The 20,483-nt window shown below is 41.0% G+C and carries 24 protein-coding genes; 10 read left to right on the forward strand and 14 right to left on the reverse strand.

Annotation, left to right across the window (positions count from 1 at the left end):
• The first annotated feature begins 10 nt into the window (after window positions 1-10).
• From AC52J8_RS10605 to AC52J8_RS10615, 3 genes are all read left to right on the forward strand, one after another.
• Entirely contained in the window at window positions 11-145 is a 135-nt protein-coding gene (locus AC52J8_RS10605; RefSeq protein WP_197738924.1) for a DUF2474 domain-containing protein, read from the forward strand.
• A gap of 93 nt (window positions 146-238) precedes the next feature.
• Window positions 239-1,657 (forward strand): aminotransferase-like domain-containing protein, encoded by a 1,419-nt coding sequence (locus AC52J8_RS10610; protein ID WP_086398892.1) that lies wholly within the window; start codon window positions 239-241, stop codon window positions 1,655-1,657.
• 100 nt (window positions 1,658-1,757) lie between these two features.
• Window positions 1,758-2,675, forward strand: coding sequence for a LysR family transcriptional regulator (locus AC52J8_RS10615; protein WP_069140328.1), 918 nt, complete (start codon window positions 1,758-1,760; stop codon window positions 2,673-2,675).
• A gap of 54 nt (window positions 2,676-2,729) precedes the next feature.
• On the opposite strand, the gene madM is transcribed toward AC52J8_RS10615, so the two are convergent.
• From madM to AC52J8_RS10670, 11 genes are all read right to left on the reverse strand, one after another.
• Window positions 2,730-3,491: a malonate transporter subunit MadM gene (madM, locus tag AC52J8_RS10620; protein WP_086398891.1), complete on the reverse strand. Its 762-nt coding sequence runs from the start codon at window positions 3,489-3,491 to the stop codon at window positions 2,730-2,732.
• 43 nt (window positions 3,492-3,534) lie between these two features.
• Window positions 3,535-3,936 (reverse strand): malonate transporter subunit MadL, encoded by a 402-nt coding sequence (gene madL, locus AC52J8_RS10625; protein ID WP_002114391.1) that lies wholly within the window; start codon window positions 3,934-3,936, stop codon window positions 3,535-3,537.
• Between the two features lie 53 nt (window positions 3,937-3,989).
• Window positions 3,990-4,922: a malonate decarboxylase subunit epsilon gene (gene mdcH, locus AC52J8_RS10630; protein ID WP_032006717.1), complete on the reverse strand. Its 933-nt coding sequence runs from the start codon at window positions 4,920-4,922 to the stop codon at window positions 3,990-3,992.
• 12 nt (window positions 4,923-4,934) lie between these two features.
• A complete protein-coding gene (locus tag AC52J8_RS10635) occupies window positions 4,935-5,543 on the reverse strand; it encodes a malonate decarboxylase holo-ACP synthase (RefSeq protein ID WP_086398890.1) in 609 nt (202 codons plus the stop codon).
• Complete coding sequence (gene mdcE, locus AC52J8_RS10640) at window positions 5,534-6,361, reverse strand: biotin-independent malonate decarboxylase subunit gamma (RefSeq protein ID WP_086398889.1); 828 nt, start codon at window positions 6,359-6,361, stop codon at window positions 5,534-5,536. The genes AC52J8_RS10635 and mdcE overlap by 10 nt, the downstream gene beginning before the upstream one ends.
• Window positions 6,358-7,209 (reverse strand): biotin-independent malonate decarboxylase subunit beta, encoded by an 852-nt coding sequence (locus AC52J8_RS10645; RefSeq protein WP_017481599.1) that lies wholly within the window; start codon window positions 7,207-7,209, stop codon window positions 6,358-6,360. Before AC52J8_RS10645 ends, mdcE begins: the two co-directional genes overlap by 4 nt.
• Window positions 7,202-7,501, reverse strand: a complete 300-nt coding sequence (locus AC52J8_RS10650) for a malonate decarboxylase subunit delta (protein ID WP_025468447.1) — start codon at window positions 7,499-7,501, stop codon at window positions 7,202-7,204. Before AC52J8_RS10650 ends, AC52J8_RS10645 begins: the two co-directional genes overlap by 8 nt.
• 2 nt (window positions 7,502-7,503) lie before the next feature.
• Window positions 7,504-8,388: a triphosphoribosyl-dephospho-CoA synthase gene (locus AC52J8_RS10655; RefSeq protein WP_086398888.1), complete on the reverse strand. Its 885-nt coding sequence runs from the start codon at window positions 8,386-8,388 to the stop codon at window positions 7,504-7,506.
• Window positions 8,388-10,067, reverse strand: a complete 1,680-nt coding sequence (gene mdcA, locus AC52J8_RS10660; RefSeq protein ID WP_086398887.1) for a malonate decarboxylase subunit alpha — start codon at window positions 10,065-10,067, stop codon at window positions 8,388-8,390. The genes AC52J8_RS10655 and mdcA overlap by 1 nt, the downstream gene beginning before the upstream one ends.
• A gap of 166 nt (window positions 10,068-10,233) precedes the next feature.
• Window positions 10,234-10,827, reverse strand: coding sequence for a GNAT family N-acetyltransferase (locus AC52J8_RS10665; RefSeq protein ID WP_086398886.1), 594 nt, complete (start codon window positions 10,825-10,827; stop codon window positions 10,234-10,236).
• 42 nt (window positions 10,828-10,869) lie between these two features.
• Window positions 10,870-11,505 (reverse strand): FMN-binding negative transcriptional regulator, encoded by a 636-nt coding sequence (locus AC52J8_RS10670; RefSeq protein WP_086398885.1) that lies wholly within the window; start codon window positions 11,503-11,505, stop codon window positions 10,870-10,872.
• A gap of 114 nt (window positions 11,506-11,619) precedes the next feature.
• Here AC52J8_RS10670 and pdxR point away from each other — a divergent pair, with 114 nt between their 5' ends.
• Window positions 11,620-13,110: a MocR-like pyridoxine biosynthesis transcription factor PdxR gene (gene pdxR, locus AC52J8_RS10675; protein WP_086398884.1), complete on the forward strand. Its 1,491-nt coding sequence runs from the start codon at window positions 11,620-11,622 to the stop codon at window positions 13,108-13,110.
• Window positions 13,111-13,116: 6 nt separating this feature from the next.
• On the opposite strand, the gene AC52J8_RS10680 is transcribed toward pdxR, so the two are convergent.
• Window positions 13,117-13,806, reverse strand: a complete 690-nt coding sequence (locus tag AC52J8_RS10680) for an LrgB family protein (RefSeq protein WP_086398883.1) — start codon at window positions 13,804-13,806, stop codon at window positions 13,117-13,119.
• A 12-nt stretch (window positions 13,807-13,818) separates the two neighbouring features.
• Window positions 13,819-14,250, reverse strand: coding sequence for a CidA/LrgA family protein (locus AC52J8_RS10685; RefSeq protein WP_086398882.1), 432 nt, complete (start codon window positions 14,248-14,250; stop codon window positions 13,819-13,821).
• A 110-nt stretch (window positions 14,251-14,360) separates the two neighbouring features.
• Between AC52J8_RS10685 and AC52J8_RS10690 the strand changes: the two genes are divergently transcribed.
• From AC52J8_RS10690 to yghU, 3 genes are all read left to right on the forward strand, one after another.
• Entirely contained in the window at window positions 14,361-15,266 is a 906-nt protein-coding gene (locus tag AC52J8_RS10690; RefSeq protein ID WP_086398881.1) for a LysR family transcriptional regulator, read from the forward strand.
• Window positions 15,267-15,386: 120 nt separating this feature from the next.
• Window positions 15,387-16,013: a glutathione transferase gene (gene yfcF / locus AC52J8_RS10695; RefSeq protein ID WP_086398880.1), complete on the forward strand. Its 627-nt coding sequence runs from the start codon at window positions 15,387-15,389 to the stop codon at window positions 16,011-16,013.
• A gap of 33 nt (window positions 16,014-16,046) precedes the next feature.
• Complete coding sequence (gene yghU, locus AC52J8_RS10700; RefSeq protein WP_086398879.1) at window positions 16,047-16,907, forward strand: glutathione-dependent disulfide-bond oxidoreductase; 861 nt, start codon at window positions 16,047-16,049, stop codon at window positions 16,905-16,907.
• 37 nt (window positions 16,908-16,944) lie between these two features.
• Here the strand turns inward: yghU and AC52J8_RS10705 are convergent, their stop codons facing one another.
• Window positions 16,945-17,865, reverse strand: coding sequence for a LysR family transcriptional regulator (locus AC52J8_RS10705; protein WP_086398878.1), 921 nt, complete (start codon window positions 17,863-17,865; stop codon window positions 16,945-16,947).
• Between the two features lie 125 nt (window positions 17,866-17,990).
• On the opposite strand from AC52J8_RS10705, the gene AC52J8_RS10710 reads away from it, so the two are divergent.
• The 3 genes from AC52J8_RS10710 (at window position 17,991) to epsC (ending at window position 20,435) form a co-directional block, all read left to right on the forward strand.
• Window positions 17,991-18,728 carry an SDR family oxidoreductase gene (locus tag AC52J8_RS10710; protein WP_086398877.1) on the forward strand — a complete coding sequence of 246 codons (738 nt, stop codon included), beginning with the start codon at window positions 17,991-17,993 and terminating at the stop codon, window positions 18,726-18,728.
• Between the two features lie 237 nt (window positions 18,729-18,965).
• Complete coding sequence (locus tag AC52J8_RS10715; protein WP_086398876.1) at window positions 18,966-19,475, forward strand: rhodanese-like domain-containing protein; 510 nt, start codon at window positions 18,966-18,968, stop codon at window positions 19,473-19,475.
• Between the two features lie 18 nt (window positions 19,476-19,493).
• The gene (gene epsC, locus AC52J8_RS10720; RefSeq protein WP_086398875.1) at window positions 19,494-20,435 is read left to right on the forward strand and encodes a serine O-acetyltransferase EpsC; all 942 of its coding nucleotides are present in this window, start codon (window positions 19,494-19,496) and stop codon (window positions 20,433-20,435) included.
• Window positions 20,436-20,483: the final 48 nt, after the last annotated feature.

Here is a 20,483-nt window from a genome sequence, read left to right on the forward strand (position 1 = left end):
GGAGGGTTTTATGAAAAAGTCATCCGTTAAACTCAATCAAATCCAATGGTTTATTCTGCTATGGATCGGTGGTTTTTTAGCTTTAGCTGTGATTGCGGGATTGTTTAAAGTGATATTGATTTATGCAGCCCCTTACTTAAAGTAAATCTATTGTTCTAAACAAATGCCGTTTGTAGATTCTGCAAACGGCATTTATTATTGATTCAGTGCATCTTTTTTTATTTCGTGCAGCTCATACATGTATAAATCAGAACAACTCGCTCACAGCATTCGCCAACTCATTGAGAGCGGCACTTTAAATGCACATGAAAAATTACCGTCATTGAGAGATCAGGTACAACGTTCTGGTTTTAGTTTAATGACCGTCATGAATGCTTATCAGGAGCTTGAATCACAAGGTCTGATCTATTCAAAAGAAAAATCTGGCTACTTCGTTGCCGAGCAAATTGCACTAAAGCCACTCGAACAATATTCAGTTGTTTCACTGAACTCTAAAATTGAAATTAATTCATTAGTTTTTAAATATCTTAAGTCAATTCAACATGAGTCCGTCGTACCTTTTGGTTCAGCTTTTCCGGACAGTCAGCTTTTAACAGCACCCAAACTTATTCAAATTATGGGACAGCTTGCCCGTCAAAGACAAAGTTATGACCAGACAACCAGTTTGCCTCCCGGTAATTTAGCCTTAAGAAAACTAATTGCTCAACGCTACTGTATGCAAGGTATACAGACAGACCCAGATGACATTGTCATTACATCTGGAGGTTTAGATGCATTGAACCTTTCGCTACAAGCTGTCGCTCAACCCGGCGATTATATTTTATTACAGCAAACCGTGTTTTATGGGGCTTGGCAAGCCGCCGAGCGTTTAGGGCTTAAAGTGATTACCATTCCTGAACATCCTCAACATGGTTTTGACCTAGAGGCTTTTGAACAGGTTATTCAAACATATCCAATCAAGGTGTGTTGGCTCATGCTGAATGCCCATAACCCGATTGGTTTTACCGTCAGTGATGACATTAAATATAAAATTGCCAAGTTGCTTCACGAACACCAAATTTATTTGATTGAAGATGATGTCTATGAAGAGCTTTTTTATGGCGGCCAAAAACCACTTTCAATGAAGTATTTTGATCAACAAAATTTGGTGCTTCACTGCTCGTCTTTTTCTAAAACATTAGGTGCAGGTTTTCGGATCGGTTGGGTTTATGCGGGTAAGTTTTCAGATCATATTCAACACTTGCAACTCATGAGTACCATTTCAGTAAATGCACTTATTCAAAATGCATTGGTTGAGTTTTTATCTCATCATCATTATGAAAAGCACTTGCGTACACTTAGACTTTCACTTGAGCGTTATAAAAAGCAGTTTTATCACTATTTAAAGCAACATTTACCTAGCTCTTGCGAAGTGTATTACTACCCAAGTGGCTATTTTCTATGGGTCAAACTTCCTAGTACGCTGGACAGTATGCAAGTTTATGAAAAGTTGATTCAGCAAGACATTGGCGTTGCCCCAAGTCCTCTGTTTAGTGTTTTACCCTCACAGCAGCATTATTTGAGAATTAACTGTTCTTTTGAATGGAACACTAAAATTCAAAGCGCATTAGATCAGGTTATCAAAACCATTCAACAAAGAGTTGAAGCAAGTCTCTAAAGAAATGCTTCGACCTAAGCACAATTTTATAGACTTTATTTTGTGGTAACTTTATAGCTCAAATCTATAGTTTTTAGGGAAACAGGTTCAAAGGATTAATATGGAAATTGATGAGGAACTCACCCTTAAAAAAATACAGATTTTTTTAGCTTTTATGCGCTGTGGAAATTTATCTAAAACAGCCACAGAAATGCAGTTGAGTAATGTCAGTGTTCATAAAGCCTTACATTCTTTAGAAAGTGCTTTACGTTGCCCTCTTTTTAAAAATGAAGGCCGTAACCTCATTCCTTTAAAAAGTGCTTATGTCTTTGAAGAACGGGCACAAAAAATCGTACAAGACATTTTTATTACCGTAAATAAAACCAGAGAAGCCGCAGGCTTTGCAGCCAAGGTTTTACATTTAGGTTCTCTTTATTCTTTAACTGTAAATACGATTCCAAATGTGATTAGCGGCCTTAAAATCAGACGCAGTGAGCTTGATATTCAACTGTTGCTGAGTTCAAATCAGGATTTGGTGAAAAAGCTTAAAGCAACTGAGCTTGATGCCATTATTGTGGCTTTAAATGAAACCACTCAAGATGATGACTTTGAAATTTTGCCAATGTTTTCAGACGATATCTTTCTGGCAGTCAATAAAGATTCAAAATATGCCGATTTTAAAGATATTGATTTAAGCCTTTTAAAAGAAGAAACTTTTTTAACTTTAACTAAGGGGTTTGCAACTCATAACGACAGCGACATCATTTTTAAAAAAGCTGGTTTTTCACCAAAAGTTGCTTTACAGGTCAATGATATTTTTACCCTCATTAGTATGGTCAGCTCAGGTGTCGGTTTTGCTCTACTACCCGGTCGTATTTCTGCAGTTTATGAAAGTTCAGTAAAACTTATTCCACTAAAACAGCAATATCACATGCAACAAGAAATCGGTCTCGTCTTTTTAAAAAGTAAAGAGCGCGACCCTAACTTACTTGCTCTGATTGCTGAATGTCGTATGTTTGCGACTAATTTTAAAAGATAAATATCGGCAACTTATTAAAGAATAATGAGTTGCCGTTGTGCGATTTTCAAAAATTTATCCAAAAATTGCATTAACCGTTAGGAAAAAGATAGAAGGTCCAAGTAAACAGCCAAGTCCTGTGTAGAAGGTTGCAACCAACGCGCCATAAGGTACAAGTCGTACATCAGTGCCAGCTAGGCCTGCTGCTGTACCACTGGTTGTTCCAGCCAAACCACCAAAGACCATTGCAGAGCGCGGACTTTTTAGATACATAAATTTCGCAAGCAATGGCGTCCCTACCATAAAGAAAACTGACTTGATTAATCCAATTGCAATAGAAAGTGCGATCACATCAGAGCTTGCACCAATTGCGGTTCCTGTAATCGGACCAACAATATAAGTCATTGCGCCTGCACCGATCGTTGTCATCGAAATTGGATCTCGATACCCCATGCTCCATGCGACCAGAACCCCAATTGCAAAAGGCACAACACAACCAAGCATTAATGCAATTAGACCAATTTTGCCTGCTTTCTTCACTTCTTTCACATCAACTTCAAATGCAGTTGAAGCGATAGCTAAATCACGAATCATGGCTCCGCCCAACAGCGCAAAACCAGAAAAAATAGCGATGTCAGAAACGCCTTTGGTTCCTTGCGTATAAACCCCTGCAAAGTAAGCAACAACCAAACCTAAAGTAATCGCGATTGCAGAGCTTTGTAGTTTTCCCTTCGTCAAATATTTTGAGAGTAAATGGGAAACAAACATCATTAAACCCGTTACGGCAAGAGCAGTGACTAATGCATTTTTTGATAACACAGCAATTATAGCGTCCATCATTTAAATCCTTTTTGATTGAACTTTTTGTAGTTTATGTTGCTTAGGCTATTTTTTCCTTAGATTCTATTGTCCATTCATAGGTTTCATAGTCACCACTAATTCTATTTAAATAACGGATGACTAAAACCGTGCCAATTAACGATGCAATAGAGACAATCAGCCCTAACATGCCACCCGATAAAGCTGCAACGACATTTTGACCTGCCGACATCGCAACAACGATCGGAATATACATACCTGACCAATACAAGACGCCAAACTGTGTGACTTGAGGTAAATAACCTTTTTTTGCCAATAGTTCTTTAGATAAGATCAACAGAATCATTGAAATAGCAACGCCACCGACATTCGCTTTAACACCTAATACCATGCCTAATGTGTTGCCAAGATAGTCGCCTAATAAATGGCAGATCGCTAATATTGCTGTTCCATATATAATCATTGTAAATCCCTCATATCCTTGGGTTATTACTGAATTTTTAATTTATATTGTAATTACAAAGAAGCGTTATTTTCATTTTGCATTGCTAACTGAATGCTGTCTAAACGTGTTCCCTGAAATGACAATACAGTTCCTTCTTTAAATATTCGACGTGCAAGTGTAGTAAGCACCGTTCCCGGTAAAGCTTCGATCTGCAATCTTACACCTCGCTCCCATGCAGCTTGGATGGTACTTTCCCAATCTACAGTTCGACTCATGTTAAAAGCTAAGTCATCACCAATCTGTTCTGGCCTGCCCAGTGTACGAGCAGTTGTACCACTTAAATAACGTATTTTAGGCTGCTTTAACGTCACTCCCTCCATAGACGCTGCAAGTTGCTTTGCTTGCTGACTTAATAATTCACAGTGCGATGGCACCGATACATCTAGTTTTTTTGCCACCACGCCTTGTTGCCTTGCTAAAGCAGCAACTTGGTTCATGGCTGTAAAGCTTCCTGAAATAACGATCTGGTTATGTGCATTAATATTTGCGACATAAACCTCTGACGTTATTTCATAAATCTGTTTGACCCATGTTTCAACAGCTGCACGGTCTGTACCAATCAGAGCTGTCATGCCATATCCAGTGGGGTAAGCGTTTTGCATAAGTTCACCTCGATAGGCAACGAAACGGACTGCATCCTCAAAGGCTAAAACTCCTGCTACAACCGCCGCCGACCATGCACCAATCGACAAACCCGCAACATAATCTGGTGTTAAGTTTTCAGCAGTTAATAGGGCTGAACTCACCACACCTGAAATAAGTAAACACAGCTGTACTGCACGTGTCGACTGCAATGCAGCCGGACTATCTAGCATCAAGACATCTTCTTTGAGTGCATCCGATGCACGCTCAAGGTATTCTTTAACCAGAGCGGTTTGAGGTAAATCGTGCAACATATTGCTTCGTTGCACCCCTTGCCCCGGATATACCCAAATTGAAGCCATGATATCTATTCCCTAATTCCATGGGTTTTCTACTAAAACAGCACCATCAGGACGTTTCAATAGAACTTTTCCACTGTTCCCAGCCCATTCTTTTAATGCCAAACCGCCTTGTGGAAGTTGAAGCTGTATATCCACATTCAGCCCTGCTTGCTGAAAATTTTCGAGTAGCTCAACCGCCTGCTTTTTGGCAAAAGGCTGTTCAGCTCGAATCAACAGATCTATGTCACTTTGCTCGGTTACTGTTTTAATGCCCGTTGCCAGTTCAAACCCGAAACTTCCCGTATATCCCCAACATCCTGAAAATTTTTTCATAATGCTGGAAATGCTCTGTAAACGTTCTGCCAAGTGTGCAAACTGTTGCGTATCTATGCGAGTCAGCGCTTCTGGCTTAAGCTGTTTGCTGATTGCTGATAGTCGCATTTGAGCTGCATATCGTTGATAGCGAAATTGTCCTCTTATACCCACAGCCACCTGATCTTCAGGAGTAATTTCCCGTCGAACTACAACGGGATCACCGCGTAGTAACACCTCTTTCACCCAAAGTGGGGCATCATCGACCAAGCAATCGACCGTCATACCCCACAACAAATCATGGGCTTCGAGCTTAAGTTTCATGACCATTGCTCACGCAATAATTCACGGACTTTTTTAGACATTTGACGGTTTTGGCCATGAAGTCTTTGTTCAAGTCCTCTCGATTGATCAGCATTAATTTCTTTAAACGCTTGAGCAATTGCCTGCTTCGCTAACAGAAGATCATCATTTGTCGGTTGTTCAGGGTTTTCAATAGATAACAGTTCAGATAACAAACCCAACGTTGCATAACTTTCAATGTCATAGGCCATTGGAGGAATGCTTGATGCCAATTGCTCTAACTCATCAACCGATCGTAAGGTAACGCGTGCAGCAGATTCCTTACCCATTGCATGCACCATAACACCTGAATCTTTTAAGGCAATAATACGATTGGCTTGGTATCCATGCGCCAAGAAAGCACCCGACATCGACTTACCTACCAATAAACTCACAATAGGATGACCTGCCAATCTGGCTCTGGCATAGCTATCTACTGCACCCGCTAAAGCTTGATGAATACCTAATAATTCTTCGCGGCGCCCATAGGCCTGACTTGGAACATCAACCAAACATAAAATAGCGCGTTTAGTTTCAGTCTGTGCATCGGCTTGAACCACGTCATCAACTGCTTTTGCTAAACTCCAGCCTTCTAAGAGTCCAACTTCCCCTTGTTTTGCCCGAGGGAACAGATTATTGCTGTCTTGAACAACGGCAATTACACGTACCGCTTGCTGGTCAATCTGACCATCAGACACCCAAACCGAAGCTGGAAAACCTTCAACTGTCTTAAAGTCCTGTGTAAATGCTTTAAACCAATGTGCACCACGAGTAGATGCTTTTAATGTATCAACGGCGATATTCATGCTTGCTCTCCTTGATACAAAGCTTTAACTTGTGCTGGGGTAATCTGCTCAGCAGTATCAACTTGTTGTAGCTTTTCTAAATAGAATGTGTAATTTGAACTACGATGCTGATGAGGTACCCCTTGAGTTAAATAATAGGTGACTTGCTGACGAATTTTCTGGCGATCATCGTCAACATAAGCATCTGCCAAACCACTAGCGAAACGCTGATTACCACCAGTAATACTCCATATAAATGGACGATCTTTGGCGTTATATTCTTGTACACCAGCTTCTTGTTCAATTACTTGCGGGCCATTTAAGCCTAAACGTCCTTCTTGTGTCATTACAATATAGCTACATAGGCCAGCCGCAATTGACATACCGCCGAAGCACCCTACACTGCCTGCGACCACAGCAATCACGGGTTGATACTGACGTAAGTTCACAATTGCAGCCTGAATTTCAGCAATTGCAGCCAAGCCTAGATTTGCTTCTTGTAAACGAACGCCACCCGTTTCCAACAATAAAATTGCAGCTGTTGGAATACCTTTTAGATTGTCTTCAACCGCAAGTTCTAAGGCACCCGCAATTTTGGCACCGCCCACCTCGCCTAAACTGCCACCTTGAAATAAACCTTCAATAGAAATTAAAACTACTGGCTGTTCTTGAATAGTTCCCTTTGCAATCACTACACCATCATCGGCTTGCGGCACAATGTTCTGTTTAACGAGCCAAGGCGACATAACACGTGCAAATGGGTCGAGTAACTCCCGAAAAGTCCCTTCATCTAATAGCGCTTTAGCACGCTTTCTCGCACTCAGCTCAATAAAATCTTGTTTATTTAACAAGCTCTCGATATCAGTCATGAGCAATCTCCTCTAATGCTTGTTCCAGACGTAAGCGAACAACACCGGGAGTTGCACCAAAGTCATGAATATCAATATTGACCGCTGGCGGTATTTGCGCAGTAAAAATTCGTTCAAAAAGATTGTGCCAACGTGCTGCACTGCCATCTACAGAGGTAACGACATGAATAGAGGTCTTTCCCTTTTCACCGGGTTCCATCAAAATTTCTAAATCGCCAGAGCCTACACATCCTACCAGTGCTTTTTTTACAGGTGGCTCTGTGGCCACAAATTCAAAATGAAGTGTTTCCATCATCAAAATCCCTTTTTATTTTTTAAAGATGACTGCTGAGCACGATCTATAAACAAGGTTGCTGCCAACAAATCTGCGGCGCCACCAGCGGAAGCTTTCATCCTAAGCAGATCAATCTCTAAAAGATGTAAAGCACGTCGACCTTCCAAGCTTGAGCTACCGCCCAAATCAAGTACTTGCTGAGCACCTTGTTGCATAAGCTTTAAGCCAGATGTTCCAGATCGATAAAGCACACAGGTATCAGTTAGATCAGTCATCATCGCAAGTAAGGCATCTAAACGAGCGAACTCTTCTTTCATTGGTTTACTACGACTTTGATAAAGTTGCTTTAAACCAAAATTCACAATAGTTGGAAAACCTTGTTGAGCCTGTTCTTTGGCTCCTAAGATACCTAATTTTTTCTGTACTTGTTGACCATGACTCAAAGCCTTCTTAGGAATAAAACGATCTTCAAGCTGAGCAATCTGGCCTGCTAACTGACATAGCTCAACAGCCGATAAATATTGCTGAGTCGTGCGCGCCAATGCTGCTGCCGTTACCATTAATCCTAATGCCCAAATTGCACCGCGGTGTGTATTGACACCATTTGTCGCCAACATCATGGTCTTTTCACCTTGCCGGCCAATTTCACCAATATCTTCACGTAAGGCTAAACAAATCTCACCATGATGTATGGCTGCTTGAGCCATTTCTTCAAACATCGGGCGTAAACTTTTTGCAGAGCGCTCCATTAACTCCAAAGTCAGGTCATTGTGTGCACCACTGCCACGGCGATCTACCAAAGCTGGTTTCGGTGTCAGATTAACTTCATCAATTAACGCTTCGACCGCTAAACTTGCCAAAAGCTGACTTTCGCTAAATGTTTGATATTGAACTTGTGCCATCATTACCAACTCCTGAATTTTGCAGGGGGTTGATATAAACCATCAGACCATGTCGCCAAGTCGGCAATATTTTTCGCTGCTAAAAGCTCACGTGTTGCATCGGTGCGGCGGATACCTAAATCTTCAGGGAATACCACCAAGCCTTCGCTTCTTAAGCGTGCTGTTGTTTTAGGGTCTTGAGTTAAACCAATACTGGTCACACCTGCCACAGCAGCAATCATGGCTTGGCGCTCTTCTTGACTGCTTGCTTTATATAGATAAGCAATGCCTTCTTCCGTGAGTAAATGGGTCACATCATCGCCATAAATCATGATCGGTGCTAAAGGTAGGCCTGCTGTTTTAGCCACATCAATCGCATCAAGGCGATCTACAAAAGTTGGCTTGCCACCCTCTTGGAAGGTTTCCACCATTTGCACCACCAGTTTTTTACCACGTGCCAAATAAGTTTCTGTTTCATTGGCGCCTTGCAAACGCATATCTAACCATGCTGGCGTATCGTGACGACGACCACGCGGATCATGCCCCATATTTGGTGCACCACCGAAACCAGCTAAACGGCCTTTGGTGACAGTCGAAGAATGCCCCATGCCATCAACTTGCAAAGTTGCGCCAATAAATAGATCAACGGCGTACTGACCCGCGAGTTGACACATCATACGATTGGAACGTAAAGCACCATCACGACCTGTAAAGAACACGTCGGGACGAGCTGCAACATATTTTTCCATACCGAGTTCAGTACCAAAACAATGCACGCTTTCAACCCAACCTGTTTCAATCGCTGGAATTAAAGTTGGATGCGGATTCAGTGTCCAGTTTCGGCAAATTTTTCCTTTTAAACCTAAAGACTCACCATAAGTCGGTAAAATCAATTCAATCGCTGCAGTGTTAAAACCAATACCATGGTTTAACGATTGCACATTATGCTTTTCATAAATTCCGCGAATTGCCATCATCGCCATAAGCACATGCACTGGCTTGATGTGTTTGGGGTCACGAGTAAATAACGGTTCGATATAAAATGGCTGATCTGCCACCACCACATAATCCACCCAAGAAGCAGGAATATCGACACGTGGTAACTCCGAGACATCATCAACCAGTTCATTGACCTGAACAATCACAATACCATCACTAAAAGCCGCGGGTTCAATAAGTGCTGGAGAATCTTCGGTACTTGGACCTGTATAGATATTGCCTTGACGGTCTGCCATAAAGCCCGCTGAGAGCACCACATTTGGAATGAGGTCGACCACCAAACGTGAATACAACTCGATATAGGTATGAATGGCACCAATCTCTAATAGTCCATCTTCAATCAACTGACTAATACGTAAACTTTGTGGGCCAGCAAAAGAAAAATCGATCTTACGCGCAATCCCTTTTTCAAACAGATCAAGATGTTCCGAACGCCCAACGCTTGGCATAATCATATGCAAATCATGCAAAATATCTGGATTGGTTTGAGCCAAAGAGCGCGATAAGAAATCTGCTTGTTTTTGGTTATTCCCTTCGAGTACAACCTTGTCACCCGGTGTAATTAAGGTTTCTAAAACTTTAATAATGTCCTGAGTTGGAATGACCACACCATCAGTATATTGGTTTGCCATCTCTAGTTTTAATTGTTTGGCATGACGCCGCTTTGTCCATAACCGTTCTTTATTCTGAACTGATCCTTCCATGTGCTTACCTATAGATCGCAGTTTTGTTCTGAATCTATAAAAACGCTTTATGGACTTTTGATCAATCAACCTAAATCAGCAGTTATTAACTTCAGGTTAATGATTGTCACAGCTTCTCTCTTCTGGCTGAGCCAAAAAAGAGAAAAACAGCTTGCTTAAAATTATTTTAACGCGGTTTATTCAACATCCATTCCAGATTTTGGCGAACCGCAGGCCACTCATGTTTTAAAATGCTATAAACATGGGTATCCCTCAAAATATCGTCTTTCACAATTTGATGGCTTCTCAGCACGCCATCGAGCTTTGCACCCAAACGTACGATCGCGGCTTGACTTTGAACATTTAAAGAAGATGTGCGTAACTCAACAGCAATACAGTTTAAAGTCTCAAATGCATGAGCCAACAATAGCTTTTTACATTCAGTATTTACAGGCGTACGCTGTGCAGATTTGCGGTACCACGTCGAACCAATTTCTACACGGCGATGGGCTTCTTCAATATGCATTAAGGTTGTCATGCCCAACGCCCGCCCCGTTTTTCGGTCTTCAATATAAAATGGCAGCATAGAACCAGATTTTTGCAAACCGAGACGTCTTTCAATTTCCGCAGTCATCTGTTCAGGTCTTGGCACACGGGTATACCAAAGATTATAAAGTTCCCCATCACAAACGGCCTCTTTGAGCGCTTCAGCTTGAGTTACATTTAGCGGCTTTAAAATAACGTGTTCACCCAATAACTCAACAGGTGTAGTCAAAGGCATCTTTATCTCCTCAATTGATATTAAGCTTTTATATTTTCAAAATTATTTATTTAACTCAGCCACACTGTACATGGCATTCGCTATGGTTTGATGACCAGATTTCGATAGGCCATCTGCCGCGCCTAAAATATCTCGGCGTTCTTTGTTTTGCCCAAGTTTTGATTTTCCTCGTAGCTTGGTAATTTCAATCTCAATACCTACAATGGCTTTTAACATCGGTTCAAGATAGTCCTTTGGTGCATCGGACATTTTCCATGGTTCAGGTTGAGATGCTTCATGAGTACGGGTTAAACGAGCCACAACACCCCGAACGTAACGTTCATCATCTCGAATTGTCACTTTGCCATAAGCATGCACAACCCTATAGTTCCATGTCGGTACTTGTCTGTGCTGTTCATGTTTAGATGGATACCAGTTTGGTGAAATATAAGCATCGCCTGCTTGGAACACGACAATTACCTCATCTCCATTTTTAATGTCCTGCCAAACAGAATTATTTCGTGACACATGGGCATGTAGCATGCCAAATTCCCCTTCATTTTCCTGCAACTCGAATGGAAGATGATTTGCATCTAAGCCATTACTTCCATGAGTAAAAAGCACTCCAAATGGATGTTCGGTAATAAGAGAATGCAACACATCCAAACAGTTTTCTGCAAAATCATCAGGGATATACATGACTAAAACCTCACTGTAAATATCAGGGTTATTTATATTTTGTGTTGTAAATTTTCTGGTTTCTGTGGTTTATTAAAAAGAACCACTTTGTATTTTTTTAAGTAGACCAGAATTATGGCAAGAATGGCAAAAGTTGTTGAACTTCCGTCGATTGCAAAGATTGATAAAAGCCAAGGAAAGATAAGTGCTCAACTGACTCAAGCTTTACGCGAAGCTGTACAAAGTGGTGATTTACAGTCCGGCGATCCCTTGCCTTCTTCACGCGAATTGGCTCAAACACTTGGGGTCGCTCGCGGAACCATTATTGAAGCTTACGATCAGCTTTTAGCTGAAGGTGTGTTTGACTCTCAACCACGAACTGGTACTTATGTGTCTCATGCTTTGGTTAAAACATCTGTAATACAACATTCATCAAAAGAAAATAAACCTAACTCGATATCTTTGACCAAATCGGCACGTTCTTATGCCAAAGTGCTTGATGAATTTAAGCCACTTCCTCATGTTCCTTTTGCGGTATCTGTCCCCGTCGGTCGTACTCAACCAAGTGATATCTGGCGTAAATTTGGTAATAAATATAGATCACGAGGTGCAGGTGCTCCCTCGGGTTATGGCGAACCTCAAGGCGTGCTATCACTAAGAGTTGCTATAGCCGACTATGTCCGACGGTCACGCTCTGTCCACTGCGAACCTGACCAAATTGTGATTACACCTGGCATCCAGCAATCACTTTATATTTGTAGCCAGATTTTATTTGAAGCAAAAAATGAAGTCTGGATAGAAGATCCAGCTTATCGGGGTACAACGGCTATTTTTGAGCATGCTGTACAAAACATTCGGATGGTGCGTGTTCCTGTTGATGAAGAAGGCATTCAGGTTGAAACTGGGATTAAGCTTTCTAAACATGCCCGTGCTGCTTTTGTGACACCGTCTCACCAATATCCACTTGGTATGCCAATGAGTCTAGCAAGACGTACAGCTTTATTAACTTGGGCAAAACAACAAAATGCATGGATCATTGAAGATGACTACGATAGTGAACTTCGTTATAACGGGCAGCCTTTCCCTTCTTTACAAGGCATGGCACCCGATCAAGTCATTTATCTTGGCACTTTCAGTAAGGTCCTATTTCCGTCTCTTAGACTTGGCTATGCTGTGTTACCTAAAGAATTGGTAGCACCTTTTTGTGGGCTTAGAGTCTTAATTGATCGACATCCACCTGCAGCTGACCAGCACGTTTTGGCTGCTTTTATTCAAGAGGGTTATTTGGAACGACATATTCGACGTACTCGAAATGTCTATGCAGAAGTTCGAGAATACATTATTGGCTTGATTGAAAAATATATACCCCAAGAACTGGCTTGGTTACAGCCGGGCGATCAAGGCATGCATATGGTGTTATGGCTTGCTCAGCATATTAATGATATTGACGTTGCAAGTTCGGCAATCGATGCAGGCATTGCCATCAAAGCAATTTCACCGACATTTTCAAAAGAGCGGCAACGTTCGGGTTTAATTGTCGGCTTAGGCGATTTTGAACCCGAACTAATGAGACAGGCCATAAAAAAACTATCAAAGATTATTCAACAACATGACAAGCCGACTTAGACAAACCTACAAAAGCAACCATAGATGAATCGCAAATGGTCCAATCAGTACCATTAAAATACCGGCAATAACCATGGTTAAACTGGCAATTACACCTTCTTCACTATTGCGCTGCTGTGCTCTGACTGTACCAAAACCATGGGCTGCATTACCAAAGGCCGCCCCATTTGCTACGTTAGAACGGATTTTAGTAATCGCTAAAATCGCATCGCCGCAAATCATACCGACCAAACCAGTAATAACGGTAAATAGTGAAACCAATGCTGCCGAACCGTGAATATCTTCCGCTAAAATCATGGCAAAAGGTGTTGAAATAGAACGTGCCATTAAACTGTTGGTCACTTCTGGGCTAAAGTGGAACCACTGCGCCATCTCATAGGCTGACATCACACCTACACTCATGCCTACAATAATCGCAATCGAAAGGACTCCAAGGTTTTTACGAATCGTTTCCCGATAACCATAAATCGGTACAGCAAACGCAACCGTTGCAGGCCCTAATAAATTAACAATCCACTGCGTATCTTCAGCATAAGTTTGATATGAAATTCCAAAAATTGTCATCAAAATGATGGTGAGTACAGGCACACTAATCGCGGGTGACAACCAAAGTTTTGGATTTTTCTGATAGATCCGCTTTGCCACAATATAGGCTGCCAAAGTCCAGATCAGACAAAGAATTGACCAAATATTCATGTCGTTCGCTCTTTAGATATGCTTATGTTGAAGACGTTTTCGGGCCTGTAAATAAGCTTTCAAACGATTGTAATAGTGAATCGTGAGGCAGGTACTGAGCATGACTGAAATGGTCCCAACCGCAATGCTCAAGACAATTTGCCATCCTTCGGTCATAAACAAGGTTTTATACTGAACTACGGCAACGACTACAGGCACAAAAAACAGTAATAGCTCACCTAAAACAACGGTTGCTCCCATTGCCACCTGATCCATTTTGATAATTTTAAAGAACAGGCATAGAAGCAATAAAAACATACCCAAAATGCCTGCCGATACAGGCACACCGAGTTTTTGATGTAAGAGATATCCGACCCACCAAAATCCAGCCAAAATCAAAATTTGTTTAACTAAAACTAAAAATGAAGGTTGTTTGGGTGTTCCAGAAGCAGATTCAGTACTCATTTTGCGAAATTAAATGGTTAACTACACTATTATGCTATCTTGGTTAAACCTGCTAAATATGAATTATTTATGTTAATATTATTCCAAAATGGAATAATCTATTCTTTATTATGCTTTCTCTAAAATCATTACAGTGCTTTGTTACTCTGGTTAAAACTAAAAGTTTTACCCGTACTGCTGAAGAGTTGTATCTGACTCAACCCACTATTAGTAAAATATTACAGCAGCTTGAAGAGCAACTTCAGGTACAGCTTTTGATTAAACCCGATCATGGCCGTAAAAGACAAATCGAGTTAACTGAAATTGGAGAGCGCATTTATCAACATGCGGTCGAGCTTCTTCAGGCAGAGCAAAACATCTTTCTTGAAATAGAAAACTATCAACAATTAAAAACAGGTACTTTAAAACTTGGCGTTCCGCCTTTAGGTTCGCAGCTCTTAACGACTGCCCTATTTGATTATCATCAGCAATTGCCAGATATTGAATTAGCTTTTATGGAAGTGGGTTCACGTGGTATTGAACAAGCTTTGCTTAACAATGAACTAGACGTTGGCGTTTTATTGCAGCCTTTTGATAAGCAAATCTTTAATAGCATTGAGCTATGTGACTACCCTTTAATGGTTCTTTTACGTCGGGATGCGACTTGGGCAACACGCAAAAAAATAAATTTAGAAGAGCTACAACACCAATCATTTTTAATGTTTCCAGAAAATTTCTCTTTAAACAGTATTATTCTCGATGCCTGTAAGCAGCATGGTTTCTACCCAACCATTGCTTGCCGGACCAGCCAATGGCATCTCTTGGCAGACATGGTGTTACAACGAATGGGGATTGCGCTTCTCCCGCAATATTATACCGACATGCTTGACCCGACTTTATTTGCAGCAGTGCCACTCGAAAAACCAAATATTCAATGGCACTTAGTCATGGCTTGGAAAAAAAATCTTCCTGTTTCACCAGCGGTACAGGCGTGGCTTAGTATTGTTCGTCAGCATTTTCAGCACATTAAGCCCTAGCGTTGAACACTGAAATGGGTTAATTCAAAAACTAATAAAGCTTTTCCACAAAAAAGCTACCCAATCTTGGATCAGCTCACTTAGACTAGATTCGATTGTTTTATGACATGGACAATAACAATGAATAATGAACATTTTAAGCTGTACACAGATTCACAATTTCTAAGCCCCTATGCGTTTACAGTTTTTGTAGGGCTACATGAAAAACAAATTCCATTTGAAATAGCGGCCATCAACTTAGGCCAGCAAGGCCAGTTTGAAAAGTCTTATGTAGCAAAGTCATTAACTGCCAAAGTGCCTGTACTCGAACATAACGATTTTGCCTTATCAGAATCCTCCGCCATTTTGGAATATCTTGAGGAGCTTTATCCAAACACATCTATTTATCCAAAAGATATTCAAGCACGCGCAAGAGCAAGACAAATTCAGGCATGGCTCCGATCAGACTTAGTGGCACTAAGAACTGAGCGTCCAACCGATGTTGTTTTTATTCAGCCCACGTCCACTCCACTTTCAGAAGAAGGCAAAAAAGCTGCGGAGAAACTTTTCTTTGTTGCAGAAAAACTTCTTGCGTCTGATGCCGAATTTCTTTTTGGTTCATGGAGCATTGTGGATGCTGAACTTGCCCTGATGTTGCAACGCCTTATTCAAAATGGTGATGCTGTACCAGAACGTTTAAAAAACTATGCATTACAGCAATGGCAACGTCCGACCGTACAAAAATGGCTTGCCTTGCGACATAAATAAATCCTTATATTTACACCAAACACGAGATAAAAAATGAGCGATTCAAACTATATTCCTCCACAAGTTTGGCAATGGACTGGAGAAAAAACCGATTTAAACCAACCTACCTCAGGTGCGCGTTACGAACATAAACTTCCTGTCGGTAAACATCCGCTCCAGCTCTACTCTTTAGCAACGCCTAATGGTCAAAAAGTCACTATTTTGCTTGAAGAGCTTTTAGCATTGGGTCATAAAGATGCTGAATATGATGCATGGCTGATTAAAATCGGTGAAGGACAGCAATTTGGTAGTGGCTTTGTAGAAATTAATCCCAACTCTAAAATTCCAGCATTGGTCGACCATAGCCAAAACCCGCCATTAAGAGTGTTTGAGTCTGGTTCAATTTTGCTTTATTTGGCTGAAAAATTTAAAGCTTTCATTCCAACTGATATTGCTGCACGTACTGAATGTCTTAATTGGTTATTCTGGCAAATGGGTAGCGCGCCTTACCTAGGTGGCGGTTTTGGACATTTTTATGCTTATGCACCTGTTAAAGTTGAATATGCAATTAACCGCTTTGCTTTGGAAACGAAACGTTTACTTGATGTGTTAGATCAGCATCTAGCAAAGCATGAATATTTAGCAGGTTCTGAATATAGCATCGCTGATATTGCAGCATTCCCTTGGTATGGTGGTCTTGTTAAAAACTGGGTGTATAACGGCGCGGAGTTTTTAGGGGTCGATCAATATAAAAATGTTCAGCGCTGGGCAGATGCGATTTTAGCGCGCCCTGCAGTTCAACGCGGGCGTATGGTCAACCGTACTTTTGGTGATTTAGCTACCCAGTTGCATGAACGCCATGATTCGAGTGATTTTGAGACCAAGACTCAAGATAAATTGCAGAATCAGACTTAAAAATATCATTCAGTTTTTGACTTACCCGCAAGATATTTCATTTTTGCGGGTATTCAAAATTAGCAAAATAACCCGTATATAACTCATTCAGCCAAGCGACAAAAACTCGTACGCGTGGCGAGAGCTGCCGATGCTGCGGATATAAAGCAGAAACTGACATCTTCGGGATTTGCCATTCAGATAAAACCTCAACCAACTGCCCGTCTTTTAACTCATTCGCTACATGATAGCGCGGGACCTGAATTAAACCTGCCCCACGTAAAGCAGATAATACATAGTTTTCAGCACCATTTACCGCGATCCAGCTTTTCAAAAAATAATCTTGTTTTTTACCATTCACCATCAATTCAAATGGATAATTCCGCCCGCCTGATGTCGAAAAGAAATTAACACAATAATGTGATAACAAATCCTCTGGTTGTTGTGGTGTTCCATATTTATTTAAATAGTCAGGACTTGCACAAATGACTTGTGGCATATCGACCAAATGTCTAGCAATTAAAGTGGAATCATCCAAACGCCCCGCTCTCACCACACAGTCTATCCCTTCCCGAATCAGATCAACCAAGCGATCACCCGTACTGATTACCAGTTCAATGTCGGGATACAGTTGATGAAATTGATCGATATTGGGTAAAACAATTTTAGTCGCATGTGCGCCTGATAAATCGACACGTAATAAACCACGGGGCTGAGCAATTACATTGCGTAAAGATGATTCAGCATCATCAAGTTCCGATAATATTTGTGTACAACGCTCATAAAATGCCTGTCCATCTAGTGATGGCCTTACATGCCGAGTCGTCCGCTCTAATAAACGGCACTGTAAGTTACTCTCTAACTCTTTAATGGCGTTACTTGCTGTAGCACGTGGGATATTTAGCTGATCGGCTGCCTGACTAAAACTACCCAGCTCTACTATGCGGGTAAAAAGTTGCAAGGTATCAAATTTATCCATGGTGTTATCTTTTAACCCTACCCATTATTAATGTATATGGAATTATCTTATCCAATTCTGATGATTTATCCCATATTTCTATATTATTAAAATAAGCCATACCTACTCAAACAGGCAATCTAAAAATGAATATTTCAAGAAAAACAGCTCTAGTTACTGGTGCATCACGTGGTATTGGCCGTGCTATTGCAGAACACTTAGCTCAAGATGGTTTTTATGTGATTGTTAATTATGCTGGCAATAAAGTGCATGCTCAAGCCACTGTAGAACATATTATTGAGCAAGGTGGTCAAGCCTCAGCTATTCAAGCGGACGTCGCAAATGAACATGAGGTGAGCCGTTTGTTTCAAGAAGCTAAAGCGATTAACGGTCAGTTAGATGTGGTAGTTCATAGTGCCGGTATTATGCCTATGGCAAAAATTACACCTGAAAGCCTGCCAGATTTCGATAAAGTGATTCAGACCAATTTACGTGGCGCGTTTTTAATATTGGCGCATGCAGCCGAAACAGTGCCAGATGGTGGTCGGATTATTGCGCTTTCAACCAGTGTAATTGCCAAATCTTTTCCGGCATATGGTCCTTATATTGCTTCAAAAGCAGGTGTCGAAGGTTTGGTACATGTGTTAGCAAATGAGTTACGTGGACGAAATATCACTGTAAACGCCGTTGCGCCCGGTCCGACAGGCACTGACCTTTTTTACAATGGAAAAACTGACGAGCAAGTGGCAGCTATTGCAAAACTTGCTCCATTGGAACGAATCGGAACACCTGAAGAAATTGCTGGCGTAGTGGCCATGCTGGCTGGCCCAGATGGGGGCTGGGTAAATTCTCAAGTCATTCGGGTAAATGGTGGATTTGCTTAATTTTTAAAACCGTGCGGATTATTTTAATCTGCACGGTTTTTACTAAATAATAAATTTTCTTAAATCTATTTTATTTTAATAACTTTATAAGATTAACTAATACTGTTTTATATAAAATATTCGCCGCTCTTATTTATAAAAATAATATATATAAATAGATATTCCTTATTTTTGCTTATATTTAAAAACGCGTAAATTGAACCTTAACAATCTAAATCAAAGATAAGGATATATTCAATGAATGCTAAATTAAATACAGAAGCTCCGCAAAGCTTTATCTCAAATGGTTCAAATGCATCCTTTTCAGCCGAAGAAATTCTTTATAAAGCACAGCAATATGCACAAAAACACGAACTAAATTTTAGTGGCAGTTTATCACCTGTTGATGCATGGCAACTCGTACAACAAGGAGAAGCCGTTTTAGTTGATGTACGTACCAATGAAGAACGTAAATTTGTAGGTTATGTCCCTGAAAGTGTTCATGTCGCTTGGGCAACAGGCACATCGTTTAACCGTAATCCACGCTTTTTAAAAGAACTCGAATCAAAAGTTGGCAAAGACAAAACCATTCTTTTGCTATGCCGTAGTGGCAACCGTTCAGCACAAGCTGCCGAAGCCGCATTTAATGCAGGTTTTGAGCATATTTATAACGTTCTTGAAGGCTTCGAAGGCGATCTAAATGATCAGCAACAGCGTAATCAGAAAAATGGCTGGCGCATCCACCAACTTCCTTGGCAACAAGACTAATACTTCAATCAATTATCAGTGAATCAAGGAAAGCTTGTGACTCAATGGAACATTAATGCGGTTGTACAAGGTTTACAACAAGCAAGGCATGACTGGCGTCAGCAACAGCACAGGACAAAAGAATTTGGGGGCCGCGAACTTCCATCTAAAGAAGCTTTAAAGGTCATTTTAGATGACCTGTGCGGCATTTTATTTCCAATGCGTTTAGGCCCTGCTGACTTACGTCAGGAAACTGAAGATTCTTATATTGCCTATACTTTAAATCGGGTGCTGACAGCCTTACATGCTCAAGTGCAACTGGCTTTAAATTATGAAGCAAAACGTCATTTGGGTCATTCAAGCCCAGTACAGCAGCCACAAGAACTTGCTCAAACTATTGTGCAGGATTTTGCCAACACTTTGCCCTCTATACGGCGCCTTTTAGACGGCGATGTGCGAGCGGCTTATGAAGGTGATCCAGCGGCGCATAGTGTGGATGAAGTATTGCTCTGCTATCCGGGCATATTTGCGATTATTTATCACCGAATTGCGCATCAACTGTATGCCCAAGTGCCTTTATTGTCGCGCATTATTTCCGAGTTGGCCCACTCTACAACAGGCATTGATATTCATCCGGGTGCACAAATCGGTAAAGGATTTTTCATTGATCATGGTACGGGTGTGGTGATTGGCGAAACTTGTGTGATTGGGGAACGCGTTCGTATTTATCAGGCAGTTACCCTTGGAGCAAAACGCTTTGAAACCAATGATGATGGTGGTTTGAAAAAAGACTATATACGCCATCCGATTGTTGAAGATGATGTCGTGATTTATGCAGGCGCAACTATTTTAGGCCGTATTACCATTGGTCGAGGGTCAATTATTGGGGGGAATGTTTGGCTAACCCATAGTGTGGCCGCAGGTAGCCAGATTTTACAGTCACCGAATGAGTCTTATCAAAAAAATCATATTGCCGGTTAAAAACTATAGATGTGAAATAAATAGATAAGGAGATAAATAAACAAAGAA

The sequence above is a fragment of the Acinetobacter sp. S-1 genome, assembly GCF_059579785.1.

What these genes read in the sequence shown, in the direction of transcription:
- AC52J8_RS10685 (WP_086398882.1), bottom strand. Translation starts at nt 14,250, where the DNA reads ATGAGTACTGAATCTGCTTCTGGAACACCCAAACAACCTTCATTTTTA.
- yfcF (WP_086398880.1), top strand. Translation starts at nt 15,387, where the DNA reads ATGAATAATGAACATTTTAAGCTGTACACAGATTCACAATTTCTAAGC.
- AC52J8_RS10645 (WP_017481599.1), bottom strand. Translation starts at nt 7,209, where the DNA reads ATGACTGATATCGAGAGCTTGTTAAATAAACAAGATTTTATTGAGCTG.
- AC52J8_RS10665 (WP_086398886.1), bottom strand. Translation starts at nt 10,827, where the DNA reads ATGCCTTTGACTACACCTGTTGAGTTATTGGGTGAACACGTTATTTTA.
- AC52J8_RS10690 (WP_086398881.1), top strand. Translation starts at nt 14,361, where the DNA reads ATGCTTTCTCTAAAATCATTACAGTGCTTTGTTACTCTGGTTAAAACT.
- AC52J8_RS10655 (WP_086398888.1), bottom strand. Translation starts at nt 8,388, where the DNA reads ATGATGGCACAAGTTCAATATCAAACATTTAGCGAAAGTCAGCTTTTG.
- mdcA (WP_086398887.1), bottom strand. Translation starts at nt 10,067, where the DNA reads ATGGAAGGATCAGTTCAGAATAAAGAACGGTTATGGACAAAGCGGCGT.
- AC52J8_RS10635 (WP_086398890.1), bottom strand. Translation starts at nt 5,543, where the DNA reads ATGGTCATGAAACTTAAGCTCGAAGCCCATGATTTGTTGTGGGGTATG.
- AC52J8_RS10650 (WP_025468447.1), bottom strand. Translation starts at nt 7,501, where the DNA reads ATGGAAACACTTCATTTTGAATTTGTGGCCACAGAGCCACCTGTAAAA.
- madL (WP_002114391.1), bottom strand. Translation starts at nt 3,936, where the DNA reads ATGATTATATATGGAACAGCAATATTAGCGATCTGCCATTTATTAGGC.
- AC52J8_RS10710 (WP_086398877.1), top strand. Translation starts at nt 17,991, where the DNA reads ATGAATATTTCAAGAAAAACAGCTCTAGTTACTGGTGCATCACGTGGT.
- AC52J8_RS10680 (WP_086398883.1), bottom strand. Translation starts at nt 13,806, where the DNA reads ATGAATATTTGGTCAATTCTTTGTCTGATCTGGACTTTGGCAGCCTAT.
- AC52J8_RS10610 (WP_086398892.1), top strand. Translation starts at nt 239, where the DNA reads ATGTATAAATCAGAACAACTCGCTCACAGCATTCGCCAACTCATTGAG.
- AC52J8_RS10615 (WP_069140328.1), top strand. Translation starts at nt 1,758, where the DNA reads ATGGAAATTGATGAGGAACTCACCCTTAAAAAAATACAGATTTTTTTA.
- mdcH (WP_032006717.1), bottom strand. Translation starts at nt 4,922, where the DNA reads ATGGCTTCAATTTGGGTATATCCGGGGCAAGGGGTGCAACGAAGCAAT.
- AC52J8_RS10605 (WP_197738924.1), top strand. Translation starts at nt 11, where the DNA reads ATGAAAAAGTCATCCGTTAAACTCAATCAAATCCAATGGTTTATTCTG.
- mdcE (WP_086398889.1), bottom strand. Translation starts at nt 6,361, where the DNA reads ATGAATATCGCCGTTGATACATTAAAAGCATCTACTCGTGGTGCACAT.
- madM (WP_086398891.1), bottom strand. Translation starts at nt 3,491, where the DNA reads ATGGACGCTATAATTGCTGTGTTATCAAAAAATGCATTAGTCACTGCT.
- pdxR (WP_086398884.1), top strand. Translation starts at nt 11,620, where the DNA reads ATGGCAAGAATGGCAAAAGTTGTTGAACTTCCGTCGATTGCAAAGATT.
- AC52J8_RS10705 (WP_086398878.1), bottom strand. Translation starts at nt 17,865, where the DNA reads ATGGATAAATTTGATACCTTGCAACTTTTTACCCGCATAGTAGAGCTG.
- AC52J8_RS10670 (WP_086398885.1), bottom strand. Translation starts at nt 11,505, where the DNA reads ATGTATATCCCTGATGATTTTGCAGAAAACTGTTTGGATGTGTTGCAT.
- yghU (WP_086398879.1), top strand. Translation starts at nt 16,047, where the DNA reads ATGAGCGATTCAAACTATATTCCTCCACAAGTTTGGCAATGGACTGGA.
- AC52J8_RS10715 (WP_086398876.1), top strand. Translation starts at nt 18,966, where the DNA reads ATGAATGCTAAATTAAATACAGAAGCTCCGCAAAGCTTTATCTCAAAT.